Source organism: Thiomonas sp. UBA7699 (assembly GCF_002482605.1).
GTDB classification, from domain to species: Bacteria; Pseudomonadota; Gammaproteobacteria; order Burkholderiales; family Burkholderiaceae_C; genus Thiomonas; species Thiomonas arsenitoxydans.
Genome location: NZ_DLGH01000013.1, coordinates 35,619 through 51,819 on the forward strand (window position 1 = coordinate 35,619; position 16,201 = coordinate 51,819).

Annotated in this window: 15 protein-coding genes; 4 read left to right on the forward strand and 11 right to left on the reverse strand. The window is 65.5% G+C overall.

The window, feature by feature from the left end; genetic code table 11:
* The 4 genes from B3H47_RS04905 to B3H47_RS04920 all read right to left on the reverse strand — a co-directional run bounded on the left by B3H47_RS04905 (position 1) and on the right by B3H47_RS04920 (position 3,602).
* Positions 1-669, reverse strand: coding sequence for a KdsC family phosphatase (locus tag B3H47_RS04905; RefSeq protein ID WP_286986249.1), 669 nt, complete (start codon positions 667-669; stop codon positions 1-3).
* Positions 670-690: 21 nt separating this feature from the next.
* Positions 691-1,689, reverse strand: coding sequence for a KpsF/GutQ family sugar-phosphate isomerase (locus tag B3H47_RS04910; RefSeq protein ID WP_286986250.1), 999 nt, complete (start codon positions 1,687-1,689; stop codon positions 691-693).
* Positions 1,690-1,780: 91 nt separating this feature from the next.
* Positions 1,781-2,416 (reverse strand): response regulator, encoded by a 636-nt coding sequence (locus B3H47_RS04915; protein WP_286986252.1) that lies wholly within the window; start codon positions 2,414-2,416, stop codon positions 1,781-1,783.
* Positions 2,409-3,602 (reverse strand): PAS domain-containing sensor histidine kinase, encoded by a 1,194-nt coding sequence (locus B3H47_RS04920; protein WP_286986253.1) that lies wholly within the window; start codon positions 3,600-3,602, stop codon positions 2,409-2,411. The genes B3H47_RS04915 and B3H47_RS04920 overlap by 8 nt, the downstream gene beginning before the upstream one ends.
* 452 nt (positions 3,603-4,054) lie before the next feature.
* Here B3H47_RS04920 and B3H47_RS04925 point away from each other — a divergent pair, with 452 nt between their 5' ends.
* Positions 4,055-5,665, forward strand: a complete 1,611-nt coding sequence (locus tag B3H47_RS04925; protein ID WP_286986255.1) for a hypothetical protein — start codon at positions 4,055-4,057, stop codon at positions 5,663-5,665.
* A gap of 62 nt (positions 5,666-5,727) precedes the next feature.
* Here B3H47_RS04925 and metW read toward each other — a convergent pair whose 3' ends face one another.
* The 7 genes from metW to B3H47_RS04960 all read right to left on the reverse strand — a co-directional run bounded on the left by metW (position 5,728) and on the right by B3H47_RS04960 (position 13,576).
* Complete coding sequence (gene metW / locus B3H47_RS04930; RefSeq protein WP_013104378.1) at positions 5,728-6,306, reverse strand: methionine biosynthesis protein MetW; 579 nt, start codon at positions 6,304-6,306, stop codon at positions 5,728-5,730.
* Positions 6,303-7,445 carry a homoserine O-succinyltransferase MetX gene (gene metX / locus B3H47_RS04935; protein ID WP_286986257.1) on the reverse strand — a complete coding sequence of 381 codons (1,143 nt, stop codon included), beginning with the start codon at positions 7,443-7,445 and terminating at the stop codon, positions 6,303-6,305. Before metX ends, metW begins: the two co-directional genes overlap by 4 nt.
* Positions 7,446-7,592: 147 nt before the next feature.
* Positions 7,593-8,366, reverse strand: coding sequence for an ABC transporter ATP-binding protein (locus B3H47_RS04940; protein WP_286986259.1), 774 nt, complete (start codon positions 8,364-8,366; stop codon positions 7,593-7,595).
* A 10-nt stretch (positions 8,367-8,376) separates the two neighbouring features.
* Positions 8,377-9,366, reverse strand: a complete 990-nt coding sequence (locus tag B3H47_RS04945) for a FecCD family ABC transporter permease (RefSeq protein WP_286986261.1) — start codon at positions 9,364-9,366, stop codon at positions 8,377-8,379.
* On the reverse strand, positions 9,363-10,433 hold the full coding sequence (locus B3H47_RS04950) for an LLM class flavin-dependent oxidoreductase (protein ID WP_286986262.1): 1,071 nt from the start codon (positions 10,431-10,433) through the stop codon (positions 9,363-9,365). The genes B3H47_RS04945 and B3H47_RS04950 overlap by 4 nt, the downstream gene beginning before the upstream one ends.
* A 6-nt stretch (positions 10,434-10,439) precedes the next feature.
* A complete protein-coding gene (locus B3H47_RS04955; RefSeq protein ID WP_286986264.1) occupies positions 10,440-11,495 on the reverse strand; it encodes an ABC transporter substrate-binding protein in 1,056 nt (351 codons plus the stop codon).
* Positions 11,492-13,576, reverse strand: a complete 2,085-nt coding sequence (locus B3H47_RS04960; RefSeq protein ID WP_286986266.1) for a TonB-dependent receptor plug domain-containing protein — start codon at positions 13,574-13,576, stop codon at positions 11,492-11,494. Before B3H47_RS04960 ends, B3H47_RS04955 begins: the two co-directional genes overlap by 4 nt.
* A 152-nt stretch (positions 13,577-13,728) precedes the next feature.
* On the opposite strand from B3H47_RS04960, the gene B3H47_RS04965 reads away from it, so the two are divergent.
* The 3 genes from B3H47_RS04965 (at position 13,729) to modA (ending at position 16,201) form a co-directional block, all read left to right on the forward strand.
* Entirely contained in the window at positions 13,729-14,574 is an 846-nt protein-coding gene (locus B3H47_RS04965) for a hypothetical protein (protein WP_286986268.1), read from the forward strand.
* 355 nt (positions 14,575-14,929) lie between these two features.
* Positions 14,930-15,352 (forward strand): TOBE domain-containing protein, encoded by a 423-nt coding sequence (locus tag B3H47_RS04970; protein WP_286986270.1) that lies wholly within the window; start codon positions 14,930-14,932, stop codon positions 15,350-15,352.
* Positions 15,353-15,436: 84 nt separating this feature from the next.
* Positions 15,437-16,201: a molybdate ABC transporter substrate-binding protein gene (modA, locus tag B3H47_RS04975; protein ID WP_286986272.1), complete on the forward strand. Its 765-nt coding sequence runs from the start codon at positions 15,437-15,439 to the stop codon at positions 16,199-16,201.

Genomic DNA, 16,201 nt, shown 5'->3' on the forward strand with positions numbered 1-16,201 from the left:
TCAACGCGCGCTGGGCAGCACGGCGCCCGGCTCGGCCAGGGTGCCGCTGATGGCATCGTGAGGGCGGCCCGGCGGTGGTGTGTGCGGCTTGCCGTCGAGCGCATCCTGCAGCAGGGCGGCGTAGGCGCCGCGCGCCATCAGCAGCAGATCGCAGACTTCGCGAACCGCGCCGAGCCCGGCGGGGGCGCGGGTAATGTGGCTCACGCGGGCCAGCACCTCGGCGTGGCTTTGCGGCGGCGCTGCGCTGAAACCTGCCCGGGCGATCAGGGCGAGATCGGGCCAGTCGTCGCCGATGATGGCCACTTGCTCCCAGCTCAGCTGGAGCTGGTCGAGCAGGCTCTGTGCGGCGGGCAGCTTGGCGCCGCTGCCCAGCACGCTGTGTTGCAGGCCGAGTTCGGCGATGCGCGCGCGCAGCGCGGGGCTGTCGCGCCCGGAAATGACGACGGGCTCGATGCCTGCGCTCATCAACAGCTTGAGGCCGTGACCATCGAGGGTGGAAAAACGCTTGAGCTCTTCGCCCTGCGCGCCATAAAGCAGGTCGCCGGGGGTAAGCACGCCGTCCACGTCGAGCAGCAGCAGTTGCACATCGAGCGCGGCGAGTAGGAGTTCGGGCTCAAAGGCGAGACGGGGTGTGGCGTCGCGGGGTGTGGCTTTGATAGGCGGGTTCATGGCGGATTTGTTCACACCCTCTCAGATCACTTTGGCGGCGAACAGGTCGTGCATGTTCAGCGCACCGACGGGCTTGCCTTGAGCATCGACGACGAGCAATTGGTTGATGCGGTATTGCTCCATGAGTTGCACCGCTTCGACGGCGAGCGCGTCCGGGCCGATGGTGTGCGGCTGCGGGTGCATGGCCTGCTGCGCTTGCAGGGTGTTGAGGTTGGCGCCCTTTTCGATCAGGCGTCGCAGATCGCCGTCGGTGATGATGCCCGCCAGCACGCCGTGCGCATCGACCACGGCGGTCATGCCCAGGCCCTTGCGGGTGATTTCCATCAGCGCGGCGGTGAACGGCGCGTCGCCCGTCACGCTGGGCACGGCCTCGGCGCTGCGCATCACATCGCTTACATGGGTGAGCAGTTTGCGTCCCAGGCTGCCGCCGGGATGGGTGCGGGCGAAATCCTCGGGGCCGAAGCCGCGAGCGTCGAGCAGGGCGACGGCCAGGGCGTCACCCAGGGCAAGCTGGGCGGTGGTGCTGGCGGTGGGCGCGAGGTTGAGCGGGCAGGCTTCTTGTTCGACGGCGCAATCGAGCAGGATGTCGGCATGCCGCGCCAGGGTGGAGTCGGTGCGGCCGGTCATGCTGATGAGCGTGGCGCCCAGGCGCTTGACCTGCGGCACGATGCGGGTGAGTTCTTCGGTCTCGCCGGAGTTGGACAGGGCGAGGAACACATCGTCGCGCGTCACCATGCCCAGGTCGCCATGGCTGGCCTCGGCCGGGTGCACGAAATAGGCCGGCGTGCCGGTGGAGGCGAAGGTCGCCGCGATTTTTCGGCCCACATGTCCCGATTTGCCCATGCCCGACACCACCACGCGGCCGGGGCTCTGCAGGATGCACTGCACCGCCTGGGCAAATGCGCTCGACAGCGGCGGCGCGGCCAAGCGCTCGCGCAGGGAAAGCAGGGCGCGGGCTTCGATATCCAGGGTGTCGCGCGCGAGTTGAACCGCGCGCTCAGGCGAGTAGGGGGTGTGCATCAGCGGCAGTATAAAAACCGCGGCGCTTTCTGTCTGATAGCGCCGCCCCAGACCTGCCGCTGCGCGTCAGATCCCCCGAGGGCATGGCGGTTCAGCTCACGATGCCCTGATGCATGGCGTAGCGCACCAGATCGGCGTCGTTGTCGAGGGCGAGTTTGTGCATCAGCCGCGTCTTGTGCGTGCTCACCGTTTTGCAGCTGATGTGCAATTCGTCGGCGACCTGATTGACCGATTTGCCTTCGACCAGCCGCATGAACACCTGCATCTCCCGGTCGGAAAGACGGGCGTGGGGTTCTTCCGCCGCCTCGCCCTCGTTCATATAGTTGGCCAACTGCTCCGCCACGCCGGGTGTGAGGTAACGCCCGCCGTGCACGACCTTTTGAATGGCCTCGACCAGCACGTTGGGGCTGCAACCCTTGGTGAGATAACCTGCCGCGCCGCCGCGCAGCGCGCGCAGCGCAAACTGTTGCTCGGGATGCATGCTCAGAATCAGCACCGGCAGGTCTGGGTGCATGAGCTTGATGCGCTTGAGCAGATCGAGTCCGTTGCCCTGGGGCATTGACAGATCGAGTAGCACTACGCTCCACGACTGATCGCGGATTGATTGCATGGCGCGGGCGAGATCGCCGCACCAGACCGCCTGCATGTCGTTGGAGCCGAGAAAGCGCGCCAAGCTCTCGCCCAGCAGCGCATGGTCGTCGATGATGAGCACGCGCAACTCATCCAAGGGCGTCTCCTGCGGATGGGTGGGGCTGGGCCGCGCCCGCGTCATCACTCAACAGCGTAGGCCCCAGCGGCATGCACACCTGCACGCGCACACCGCCCCGCGGCGACTGGTCGAGCTGAAAGCTGCCGCCGAAGACTGCGGCGCGTTCGCGCATGCCCCGCAGGCCCAGCGAAGGGCGGCTGGCCGGGGGCTCTTGCGGCGTGTAGCCGATACCGTCATCCTCGACTGAAATGCAGATCTGATGGGCCTCCACATCGACACAGCGTACCCAGGCCTGACGCGCCCGCGCATGGCGCACCACGTTCGTCAAGCCCTCCTGCGCGATGCGAAACAGCTCCGTGGCGATCAGTTCGCCGACCTCGCTTTTGTAGCTCAGCTCGGTTGACACCCGAATGTCGTAGCGTTGGGCGTATTGCTCGGACATCCAGCGAAGCGCGGCCTTCAGCCCCAGGTCGAGCACGCTGGGCCGCAATTCGGACGCAACCCGCCGACCCGCCTCTGCCGCGGCGTGAATGAGCTTGTCGACGTTGCCAAACAACTCCGGCGCCTGCGCGGCGCCAAACTGCTTGCGCAGCAGCGCCACATCCATCTGCAAGGCCGTGAGCACCTGACCCAGATCGTCATGCAGGTCGCGCGCCATGCGGGCCCGCTCCGCCTCGCGCACCGACTCCAGATGCGAGGCGATCTGCCGCAGGTCGCTGGAGAGATTGAGCAGTTGCGATTCGCGCAGATGACTCTGCGTGACGTTGAGCATGATGCCGGTGGATTCGGCCGCGAAGGCGTTGATGCTGCGCGTGCGCGCCCGCACATTCACCCACTTGAGCCCGTGCGGCGTATGCAGACGCCCTTCCCAGTTCCAGAAACCGGAGGCGACGCTGGTCTGCAGCGCCGCATGAAACGGCGCGAGATCCAAGGGGTCGATCTGGTTCAGAAGGTGCTGCGCGGAGTGCTGCAAATCAGTGGCCTGAACGCCACAAACCGGCAGGCAACAGGCGCTGGCAAAGTCGAACCGCAATTGCCCGCCGTCATGGCGCAGGCGGAACACAAAACCCGGGAGCTGGTCAACGAGCGCACGCAGGTCTGTGAAACCCTCCGGCGCCTGCGTTGCGCCAGACGTCAGATCGGCATCGCCTGCCAAGTCGGCCAAGTGATCGGGTGTTTCACGGATGTGGCGCTGCGGCAACATGAGCTTGGCATGAGATGCGGTGGTTCAAAAATAGTGCGAGATCACAGCATTCGGGTTGTGAAATCTGGTCTCGACTAGAGAATTCAACGTGCTTTAGGGCGGCAGTCCTAGGTTATCAGAAAATTCTGACAAAAAAACCAGCAAATTCCGATACGCAAGTCAGAGCGCGCTGATCGATTCAGCTTAGGGAAAACTCGACAATTCACACTCCCTAATGAGCATATTTTGGGGTCTGACGAGTCGCAGGCCTAGGCCTCGTCGAGGGGGGGTGGTGATCAGGACATGAGGCGAAACCTTTAGTGCACCCCATATGTAACAAACAGTGCCTTTGTTTTGCGTTGTATTGCGGAGGCGGTTTCGAGTGTCATGAGTCGAAACAGTCTCATCTTGGGAGGGGCTTGATCGTGTGGTCGCAATGGGTGCACGGCTGGCGTCATAGTGAGGAAGTAGTCATGAATTCATTCTTTTTAAAAGCGGGAACTCTTGCCCTAGTGGCTTCGGTGAGTCTTGCGGGCTGCGGTGGCGGTGGCACGACGGATCTCGCTGCCGCCAATAATGCGACTGCAGGAACTGGTACGGCAGCGATCGCCAGTCCGCAGCCCACGATCACCGGCGGCAGTGCGAATAACGCACCGCCGGAGCCGACTCCGACGTCCACCCCGATCTCCTTCCCGACGTCCGACCTGACGGCCGCAGGCTCACCCGCCGCAGGCCTGCAGGATTACGGCACCGCATTGCGCCCGTTCACCCCTCTGGCCAAGCCCGCCAAGGGCGTGCGGTTCACTGACCCCGATTTCCCCGGAACAAAGATCGTCCGCGTGACCGACGCCAAGGCGGATTTCAATTCGCGTGTGGCCTTGCCCGCCTATCCGACCACGCAGGCGTGGAATGCCGACGAAACGCTGATGATCCTCTACGTGTCGGGCGCGCTCAGCGAAGGCGGGCGAAACGGCACGTTTGCCCTGTACGACGGCAAGACCTACAAGTTTCTCGACTACCTCGACATCAATCCCGCCGATGTGGAACAGTTCTATTGGTCAACGACCGATCCCAGCGCCTTGTTCTACGTGGATAACAACCAGCGCACCGGAACGCAACAAAACGCCCTCACCAAGATGACGGTGAACTACAGCGGTGGCGCCGTGACCACGCGCACCACCGTGCTGCACGACTTCGCTGCGGACTTCAAACCGGGCGGCGCGCTGCACGACGCGGTGCAAGGTGCGGGTCTGATTACCCGCGTCTCAGGCGGCAGCGACCCGTTCGGTATGAGTTGGGACAACGACCTGATTGGCCTTGGCGCCTACCTCAATCGCAACACCCCGCGCGGCGGCGCAGCTTATGCAGCGTTCACCTATCGCATCTCCACCGGGCAGATCGGCAAAAGCTTCATCCCTGACGACAGCACCGTACCGCAGGCGCTGCCTTCGGGAAAAGGCACCTACTTCTACGAAAACGAGCAGCAGGTTCAAATTCGTGATCCGCTGACCAATGCGGTGCTGCAGACCCGGTCATTCGACGGTTCGCAACATGGCGACCTGCTGCTGAACGCCGCAGGCGAAGATGTGGTGGTGTCGGTGCAGTTCGACTCGCCCTTCAACAAAGCCATGATGACCATGAACCTGACGCAAGGCGGCAGCCCCAAAGTGCTGATCGACCATGACCCGGTTTCAGGCTCGTTCGCCAGCGGGCGGGCGTTCAAAGCGCCGGGCTGGGTGGGCATTTCGATGGTCGGTTGCCCATCGGGCTCGAACGGCAACTGCAACGGGGGGCAGCCCATCGCGGTCGGCTCGCCCATGACCTATCTCGACCAAGAGATCCTGCTCGCAAACGTGGACACCGGCAAGGTGTATCGCGTGGCGCATCACCGCAGCACCGGCAACTACTTCAACGCACCGCAGAGCAACTACTGGGCGCAGCCGAATATCACCATCAGCCCGAGCGGCACGCGCATGTTGTTCCAGAGCGATTGGGGCGATGCGAACCCCAGCAAGCCGGTCATTGACGCGAGTTCGATTGTCGATACCTATGTGATCGAGTTGCCGTCATACCGGGGGAAGTAGGCTGTGTTTGCGGTAAACCAAACGATGTTCAGGGAGGGCGCCAGCGGGCAGGCGCCCTCCTCCTACGCGCCCTGCACACAAAACACCGCTTCCGTTGCCAGCAGCCCGGGAGCGAAGGTAATGCGACGGCCGTTGCGGATGCCGAAGGCGTCGATCATCTTCAGCCCGCAGTGCGCAGCCAGGCGCTCGAAGTCGGCATAGGTGGCCACGCGCAGGTTGGGCGTGTTGTACCACTCGTAGGGCAGCTCGGGCGTTACGGGCAGGCGGCCCGTCAGGATTTGCAGGCGGATGCTCCAGTGGGCGAAATTGGCGAAGCTGAGGATGCCCAGCCGACCCACGCGCGCGGTTTCGCGCAGCGCGTTTTCGGTGTGACGGATATTGGGCAGGGTGTCGATCTGCAGCACCACGTCGAAGCTGCCATCGCCGAACATCGACAGGCCCTGCTCCAGGTCGAGCTGCAGCACGTCCACGCCTTTTTCGGCGGCGGCGATCAATTTTTCAGGGCTGATTTCCACGCCCAGCCCGGTGCAGCCGCGGGTGTCGCGCAAATGCGCCAGCATGCGGCCATCGCCGCAGCCCAGATCGAGCACGCGGCTGCCATGCGGCACCAGATCGGCAATCACGCTCAGGGGAGTGGTCATTTGGAAAGCTCCTGCGCGATGCGGTCGAACCAGGCGCGCACCACGCCGTGGTAGTGCGGGTGATCCATGAGGAAGGCGTCATGGCCCTGCGGGGCATCGACTTCGGCATAGGTCACAGCGCGGCGGTTGGTCACCAGCGCCTGCACGATTTCGCGCGAGCGCTGGGGCGAAAAGCGCCAGTCGGTGGTGAAACTCACCAGCAGAAAGCGCGCCTGCGCCGCCGCCAGCCCCTGCGCCAGATCGCCGCCGGTGGCGCGCGCCGGGTCGAAGTAGTCGAGCGCGCGGGTGATGAGCAGATAGGAGTTGGCGTCGAAATAGCCGCTGAATTTGTCGCCCTGGTAGCGCAAATAGCTCTCGATCTCGAAGTCCACACCAAAGCCGTAGCCCAGAGCGCCATTGCGCAGCGCACGGCCGAATTTGGCGGCCATGGCGTCGTCGCTGAGATAGGTGATGTGGCCGATCATGCGCGCCACCGCCAGACCTTGCTTGGGCACGACGCCGTGGGCGTAGTAGTCGCCGCCATGAAAGTCGGGGTCGGTGGTGATGGCGCGCCGCGCCACCTCGTTGAAGGCGATGTTCTGCGCCGAAAGACTGGGCGCTGTGGCGATGGCGGCGCAGTGGGCCACGCGTTCGGGGTAGCGCAGCGCCCAACTCAGCGCCTGCATGCCGCCCAGGCTGCCGCCGATGACCGCAGCCAGGCGCTCGATGCCCAGCCGGTCGAGCAGCCGCGCCTGCGCATCCACCCAGTCTTCGACCGTCACCACGGGGAAGCGGCTGCCCCAAGGCTGGCCAGTGGCGGGGTCGAGGCTCATCGGGCCGGTGGAGCCGAAGCACGAGCCGGGATTGTTGACGCACAAGACGAAAAAGCGCTCGGTGTCCAGCGGTTTGCCGGGGCCGATCAGGTTGTCCCACCAGCCCACGCTCTTGGGGTTGCCTGCATGCGTGCCGGCGGCGTGATGGCTGGCGTTGAGCGCATGACACACCAGCACGGCGTTGCTGCGCTCGGCGTTGAGCGTGCCGTAGGTTTCATACATCAACTCGTAGGCGGGCAGTTGCGCGCCGCTTTGAAGCGGCAGCGGCTGCTCGAACGCCATGCGCTGCGGCGTGACGTCACCGAGGGCTGAGGGCGAAGCACTCATGGGTGTTCCTGAAAAAACAAACCGGCGGCGCTGGCAATGCAGCGAAAACCGCCGGTGGTCTGCGCTGTTTTAGCGGTATTTGTTACGCGCCCGCAAGCCCAGGGCAAATCGGCGCGTGGGCAAGTATAGGAGCATCCCCAAACGGATTCAGCCCATCGCCCCGTGCGTTGACCAGTGCGGCGCCAGCAGGGTGCGTTGCAGATGATCCGGGGCCAGACCGTAGAGCCGGGCGAGTTGCTCGCGGTCGATGCACTGCGCCGGGCTGCCCTGGGCGATGAAGCGGCCTGCCTGCATCAGAATGACGCGCGAGGCCACGACAAAGGCGTGATCAGGATGATGGGTGGTGAACAGCACGGCCCGCCCGTCGTCGCGCAACTGCGCGAGCAGTTCGAGCAGCCGCAACTGATTGCCAAAGTCCAGGCTGCTGGCAGGTTCGTCGAGTAGCAGGTAGGGAGCGTCCTGTGCCAGCGCACGGGCGATCAAGACTTGCTGACGCTGCCCGCCTGACAGCGCCGCGTAGCTGCGTGTGGCCAGGGCTTGCAGGCCGAGCCGGTGCAGGATGGCGTGCACGGCGGCGAAGTCGTCGGCTGCGGGCCGGGCGATCAGCCCGCGGCTGGCCAGCCGCCCCATCATCACCACGTCGATGACGCTGTAAGCGAACACCAGCCGGTGCTGCTGAGGCACATAGGCAATGCGTCGGGCGCGCTCGGGCGCGGACAGGGTGAAGAGGTCTAAGCCATCGACTTGCACCGACCCAGCATGCGGCGCATGAATCGCGCACAGGGCTTTGAGCAAGGTGGTTTTGCCGCAGCCGTTGGGGCCGAGCAGCGCCAGCGTCTCACCTGGGGCAAGGCGCAGCTGCACGCCCTTGACGATCTCTTCCTGTCCATAGCGGACGTGGAGTTGTTGTGCGTCGATCATCTCCGGCTCCTCAATCGGCCCAGCTCACGGCGGCGCGTCGCAGCACCACGGCGAGCAGCGGCAGCCCGACCAAGGCCGTGAGAACGCCCAGCGGCAACTCCACGGTGAACGCCGTGCGCGCCACGTCGTCGAGCAGCAAAAGGTAGAGCGCCCCCAGCAAGGCAGAGGCGGGCAACACGCGGCGGTTGTCCGCGCCCCAGATCAGCCGGGCAATCTGAGGAATCAGCAGACCGACCCAGGCGATCATCCCGGCCAGAGTCACCGACAGCGTGCCCAGCAAGGTGGCCAGCGCGATGACCCAGGCGCGCGTGGCGCGCACCGGTACGCCCAGTGTGGTCGCTTCCTCGTCGCCCATGCTCAGCACGTTGAGCGCATGGCCCAGGCCGATGAGGGCGGCGGTGGCCAGCGCCATCAGCGGGGCGGTGAGCCACACGCTGTGCGCCGACACGCTGGAGAGCGTGCCCATCAGCCAATAGGTGATGGCGGGCAGCTTGTCGTACGGGTCGGCGACGTACTTGGCGGTGGACAGCAGGGCGGTGAAAAACGCGCCGGTGATCAAGCCCGCCAACAGCAGCACCACAATGCCATGGATGCCGACCAGGCGGGCGAGCAGCAGGGTCATGCCCACGGCCATCAGCCCAAAGACAAAGCTGGAAAGCTGAACCTGCCAAAGGGTGTGACCGAGCAGGATGCCCAGTGCCGCGCCGAATGCGGCTCCGGCCAAACCGCCGAGCACTTCCGGCGAGGCCAGCGGATTGCGAAACAGCGCCTGGTAAGCCGCGCCCGAGGCGGACAGCGCAGCGCCGATGCACATGGCCGCGACGATGCGCGGCGCGCGCAGCTCCACGATCACCGTCCACAGTTCGGAAGGATGGCCTGCAAGGCCCTGCCACAGGCGCATGGCCGCCTCGAACGGCGAGGGCTGATAGCGCCCGAGCAGCAAGGAGATCGCGGCGCAGAGCAACAAGGCCGAGCCCAGCAACCCGAAGCGACCCTTCATGGACGGCCGGGCAATGCGGCGTCTGCCCGATGCGGCGCGGCAGACGCGGCGGGCAAAGACGCAGGCAAAGACGTCGGCTGGGGCGCGGATAAAGATGAGGACACCAGCGGCAAAACCTGACGCAACAGCCGCTGCATTTGTTCGAGCTGCCGTTCAGGGCGGTCGTCGAGCGGGTTGAATGCCAGGCGCGGCACCGCGCGTTGCGCCAGCAGGTCGGTGAGCTGCCGGGCGCATTCCTCGGGCGTGCCGACGATGGCGCGCGCCAGACTTTCGCTCTCGTCCATCTCGGCCATGGGGCCGCGAAAGCCGACCTTCCATTGCGATTGCTTGTTGCGCCGAAAGGCGGCCAGCCACGCCAGGGCATGGCGTCTGGCGGCGTCGCCATCCTCATCGATCCACAGCCCGCGCGACAGCAGCGCGTCGGCCGGACGTTGTGCAACGATGCCCCAGTTGATGGCCTGGGCGTCGTAGGTTTCCAGCGGCCAGAACTGCGCGCTCATCCAGCCCAGCCCGCGCGAAGCCGCCCAAGCCAGGGTGTCGGGCTCGCGGCTGGCGACGAACAGGGGCAGCGGGAGTTGCGCCGGCGGTTGCAGCACGGCCTCGCCGCCGCCCCCGACCGACTGGGGGTGCAGCCGGTCGAGTAAGGCGTCCACCACCTCGCGCATTTGCACGCGCGCCGCATCGCTGCCCCAGCCGAAAGCGCGCTTTTGCGCCTCGAACGGCCCGCCTTTGGCAAAGCCGATGGCGATGCGCCCAGGCGCCAGATTGGACAGCAGCGCGATTTCCTCGGCCAGCAGCGAGGGGTTGCGGCCTGCGGGCAACACCGCGGCCACGCCGAGCTGGATGCGCTGCGTCCGCGCCGCCCAGTGGGCCAGCAGCAGCAGCGGCGAGGCGCTCAGGCTTTGCGGGTCGAAGTGGTGTTCGGTGACCCACACCGCCTGCACGCCGATCTGCTCGATCTCCTGCACCAGGGCGGCGCGCTGCTGGAAAAAAGCGGGGATGGGCTCGTTCGCGGCGGGCTGCATGTGCAGCATCATGCCGATTTGCGGCAGGGGGGAGGCAGGCATGGCGGGTCAATACTGGGTGGGATAGTCGGCGGGGTCGGGCGCCAGAACGGCGCGCGCTTGCGCGGCGGAAAGCGTGCGCTTGAAGTACAGCGCGAAAAACGCCTGGGTGCGGGCGTCGATCGGGGTCTTGAACACCGCGCGGTAGTCTGCCGGGAAAATCCGGCTCGCCAGCCAGGGCGCGGCCAGCAGCCGCATGAACGACGGCGGCCGGTCGATCCAGCGAAACGGCACTTGCGGTGCGAACAGCACATGGCCTTCGCGCACCGCGCGCAGCAGCCTCCAGCGCGGCTCGGTCTGGATGGCGCGCATCGCCGGGCCGTCTTGGGTGAGGATCCAGTCGGGGTCTGCGGCCAGGATTTGCTCGAAACTCACCCGCACCATGCCGAAGCGGCTGCCGTCGGTGCAGTGCAAGGCGTTATGCGCGCCGATGGCGGTGATGGCTTCGGCATGGATCGAGCCGCTGCACTCGCTCGCCAGGCCGTCTTCGCCTTCGGCGTAATAGATGCGCACAGGCTTTTGTGCGGATACGCGCTGGCGCAGCGCGGCCAGATCGTCCAGCGTGGTCTGCGCGTCGGCGGCCAGCGCCTCGCCGCGTGCGGCGATCCCCAGCGCCTGCCCCACCTGGCGAAAGGCCGCGGGGTAGTCCGCCAGGCTGTCGAGCCGCACCGGGCAGATGGGCAGCCCGAGCTTGCGCATGGCCGCCGTGCTGGCCTGCGCACCCACCGTCGCCCCGGACACCAGCGCCAGCGTGGGATGCACGCGCAACACCTGCTCCAGGTTGGCCGTCTTGCCCTGGCCGAACCAACCGCCGAGCACGGGAAGATCGAGGACGCTTTTCGGCAGAATCTGCGCCGCCTGCTTGCTCCAGGGAAAGTTCAGCCCCGCCATGCGATCGGGCGCCAGCGCCAGCAGCAAGTAATTGTTGACCGGGCTGCTCCCATACACCGGGCCGCTCGGGGCGCTGGGGCAGGCCGCAGGCGTTTGAGCCAGCGCGAACGCGCCGTGCAGCAGGAGCGCGGCGCCGAGCAAAGGAGCGCGCAGCCAAGCGAGAAATCGGCTCATAGCTTGTACTGCAGTTGCACCCGCAGCTCGCGTCCGGGCATGGGGAAGCCCTCGCTCAATTGATAGTTGCGGTCGAAGGCGTTGTTCAGATTGGTGTAGAGCGTCAGTCGCGGGGCCAGGCGTTGCGTCCAGCGCAGGTTGACCACGGCGAACCCGGCCACCGGCTGCTTGCCGTCGGTCGTGGTCTGGCGGCTGCTGGCCGCCTGCACATGCGCCGACAGGGTGGTGGCGTCGCCGGGCAGCCACGACACGCCCAGATCGGCCCAGTGGCGCGGCGCATTGGTGGCGACCAGTCCAGGCGCGCCCAGCGTGGCGTCGAGATAGCTATACGCCACCGAGGCGATCCAGGCGTTGCCGATCGGCGCCTGCACGCTCAAGTCCAGCCCCTTGTTGGTCGCCGTGCCGACGTTTTGCGCCTGCCTGATGCCGGGGGTGGAGGTGGCGACACTCTCGATCGCGTCCTTGATCGAATCCCAATACACCGCGGCGTCGTACTTCACCCCGCCCAGCATCACCCCGGAGACGCCGACTTCACGGTTGAGCGCGCGCTCCGGCCCCAGCGCCGGATTGGGGATGGCCTGGCCCAGGCGGTAGGAATACACCTCCTTGATGCTGGGAAAACGGGTCTTCTGCCCGATGCCCGCGCGCAGCTCGGTGTGCGCCGAGAGCTTGTGCCGCCAGACGATTTGTGCATTGTTCGCCCCTACGCGCGGGCTGGTGGGCATCGGCCCGATCTGGGTCTGCGCCTTATTGGTATATTGCTCGGCCCGATCGAAGCGGTGCTCGTCGCGGCGGTAGCCGAAGGTGAGGGTGTCCGCCGCCGTGGGCTTGTAGGCATTCTCGAAGCCCAGCGCGTAGGTGTGCGCCTCGAAATGCAGCCACGGCGTCTGGTAAGGCTGCGCCTGGGTGGCGAGGTTGGACTCGCGGTGCACGTCTTGCTTGTAGAACAGTCCGAGTTTGAGGAAGTTCTGCGTGCCCAGCGGCTGGCCGAGTTCGACCGTGGCGCCGTTGGAAAAATCGCGGTACTGGCTATTGAAGGCGTAAGGTTTTTGGGTCGAGTTGTAGCGGGCGTTGTCGAACGAGATCAGTTCGTTGTCGAAGGTGTCGTGATACAGCCGGGTCTTGAGGTAACCCGTTCCGAGGGCGGTGTTGCCGATGTAGTAGTAGCTCTGTTTGTTCCACTGCGGCCACTGCCAGTAGCGCACCGGCTGGCCGGTGACCTTGGTGTTGCCGGTGTAGGGCGGCGAGTCTTTGTCGGAGTTGACGGTGTAGAGGCCCAGCGCATAGTCGTCGGTGGCGTTGGGAGTGAAGCCTACTTTCAGGTTGGCGTTGATGTCGTGGCTGGCGGCGTTGAGCCGGTCGCCCCCCGGCTGCGCCGCCACCGGCTTGAACGCCGTGGACAGCGGAAAACTGTCGCGATTGGCGCTGGCCACGCCGCCCTGCACATACCAGCGGCTGTCGATACGGCTGCCCAGTTGCACCGACAGATCGTTGCCGTACAGCCGGTGTTGATTGGCGGTTAGGCCGCCGGTGATGCTGCCTTCGAGTTTTTTGCTGGGCGCCTGGGTGATGAGGTTGATCGAGCCGCCCATATTGTTCGGCCCGTACATCAAGGAGCCCAGCCCTTTGGTCACGACGATTTCGGACAGGCCGGGCGTCAGTAGCCGACTCAAGTCCACATTGCCGTCGTAGGGCACATAAATCGGAATGCCGTCGATGTTCAGGGTGATCTGCCGCGAGTCGAAGCCGCGGATGTTCACCTGCGTCTCGCCGCGCTGGCCCAGCGTCACCGGGGTGACGCCGGGCAGATCGCCCAGTGCCTCGCCCACATTGAGCGCGCCACGGTCGAGCATTTGCTGCTGCGTCACCACATTGCTACTCGTGCCGCCCGGCGCGGGCTTGGACACGGCGGGGGCCTGCACATCGACCTCGCCAAGCTGGAACACCGGTTGCGCGGCCTGCGGGGTTTGCGCTGCGGCGCTTGCGGCATGCAGGGCCGCGAGCAGCGGCAGGAGCGGCATCAACGAGGGGCGCACAGGTTGCAGTGGCCGCTGACGGCGGGCGGGGCGAGAGCGGGGCATCAGGGTCTCCAATAAAAAATCATGGCGGGTTTCGAGATATTCTCTAAGATATAACGAATTCCCCTTGGCCTGCCACATCCCTTGCCATGTCCGCTGCAGAATTGTTCCCTGTCAAACCTGTGCCTGCTCCTCGTCGCCAGGCAGCTTGCATCGTGGTTCTTGGCGCAGGGGATGTGGGCTCTGCCGTGGCGCATGTTTTGTTCCGCCAGGGCTACGCCGTGTTGCTGGTCGAGACGGAACAGCCCACGTCCCCGCGGCGTGGCATGTGCTGGGTGGATGCGGTGTTCGACGGCATCGCGGTGCTCGATCATCTCAGCGCGGTGCGGGTGTTTCACCCGGCAGATGCGGCTCTCGCCTTTGCCCGCCGCATCTGGCTGCCGCTGGTGGTCGCTCCCGACCTGCCGCTGTGGCTGCGCCAGCTCGGCGCGCAGATTCTGGTCGATGCGCGGCTGCGCAAACACGCCGCCGCGCAGCCCGATCTGCGCGTGCTGTGCGGCGGTGCAGCGACTGCGGTCGGCATTGGTCCAGGATATACCGTGGGCTATAACGCCGATGTGGTGATCGAGTCGGCCTGGGGCGATGAACTGGGGCGGGTGCTGCACGTCGGCTCGGCTCGGGCGCTGGCCGGAGAGCCGCGGCCCATCCTCGGCGCGGGGCGCGAGCGCCTGGTTTACGCCCCGCAGGACGGGGTGTTCGAAACCTCTTTGCGGATCGGCCAGGCGGTCGAGGCAGGCGAGGTGATCGGCCATGTGCACACGCCAGAGAGCGAACTCCTGCCGCTGCCTGCGCCGCTGCGCGGCGTGTTGCGCGGGCTGACCCGTTCGGGCGTGCCGGTGCGGCGTAAAACCAAACTCGTCGAAGTCGATCCGCGCGGCGACCCGGCGCTGTGCTTCGGGTTGGGCGAGCGGCCGATGCGCATCGCTCAGGGCGTGCTGCAGGCCGTCGAGCAGGTCGTCGGCGCTGCTGGCGCGCCCGCCGCGCAGCCGCATGCCGCCTGAATGCCGGGTGGCGCCAGCGCGCTGCCCGCCTGGGCCGTGCCGATGAGCCAAGGCGATCCCGCCAATCCTGCAATCAGGCTGGCGACGGTGCGTCTTTGCATGGTTTTGCTCCTTCATCCAATTCAGCGCTTGACAGCTGTGCGAGGCTTTCAATATATTCATAAAAATACAACGTCGCAAGCGATGTTCGCGGCGGTTGCAAAGTAGGCATAGGGGCAAATATTGGTGATGAGTTGACATTGTGGGCGTTGGTCACAGTCTGAAGGGGAAGATCGGTTCGGTTTTTAGCTCAAGCGTCGTAGCCATTCATATACACTGAACACATCATCCACCCCTTCATCAGGAGAGAGTCATCATGCAAACCAGCGCGCGCAATCATCTTCACGGCAAGGTTCATGCGGTGCACGACGGTGCAGTCAACACCGAAGTCGTGCTCGACCTCGGCGAGGGCCAGCACCTCGTGGCCATCGTCACCAAAGACAGCGCCCATCGTCTGGGCCTTGCCGCGGGCAAATCGGCCTGGGCGCTGGTCAAGGCCTCGTGGCCTATTCTGGTCAAGGGCGCCGCCCCGGCCACCTCGGCGCGCAACACCTTGTGCGGCACGGTCAAGGCCATCACCACCGGCGCGGTGAACACCGAAGTGGTGCTGGGCCTCAAGGGCGGCGCCGAACTGGTGGTGATGATCACCACCGGCAGCGAAAAAACACTCGGCCTCAAGGTGGGCGACGCCGCATGCGCGCTCATCAAGGCCACCCATGTCATCCTCGGGGTGGACTAAACGTCCCATCTCGCTTGTCGGCCTCGGGGTCATCCCGGGGCCGCTTTTTTTATGCCCCTGTAACCCAACCTGACGGAGATCCGTATGAACCGATTTGTCCGAATCCTGCGCCGAGCTGGGCTCGCGCTCGTGTTGCCTTTCGCGCTGGTGGCAAGCGCGCAGGCCGAAACCCTCACCGTGGCGGTGGCGGCCAACTTCAAAAAGCCCGCCGAGGAAATCGGCGCGGCGTTCAAGGCCAAGACCGGGGACGAGGTGAAGTACGCCTTCGGCGCCACTGGGCAATTTGCCGCGCAGATTCGCAACGGCGCGCCTTTCGACATCCTGCTGGCGGCTGACGACACCACCGCGCCCGCGCTGGCCAAAGACGGTCTGGCCTTGGCGTCGAGCAATTTCGTCTATGCGCGCGGCACGCTCGTGCTCTACAGCACCACGCTGCCGCTGAAGGAACAGGGCGAGCAAATCCTGCGCAAGGGCGATTTCGCGCATGTATCCATCGCCAACCCCAAGACCGCGCCCTACGGCACAGCGGCGATCGAGGCGATGAAAAAAATGGGCGTATATGACGCGCTCAAACCGAAGATCGTCGAAGGGTCGAACATCGGCCAGACCTTCGACTTCGTCGCCACCGGCAATGCGCAGGCGGGCTTTGTCGCGCTGTCGCAGGCCATCGGCGCAGGCAAGGGGCAATGGTGGGTGGTGCCGCAGGCGGACTACGCGCCCATCGACCAAAGCGCCATCCTGCTCAAGCCCGGTGAAAACAAGGCCGTGGCCAAGGCCTATCTCGACTTTTTGCGTGGGCCTGAAGCGCGCACGGTGATCGAGAAATACGGTTACACCATCCCGCGTTGA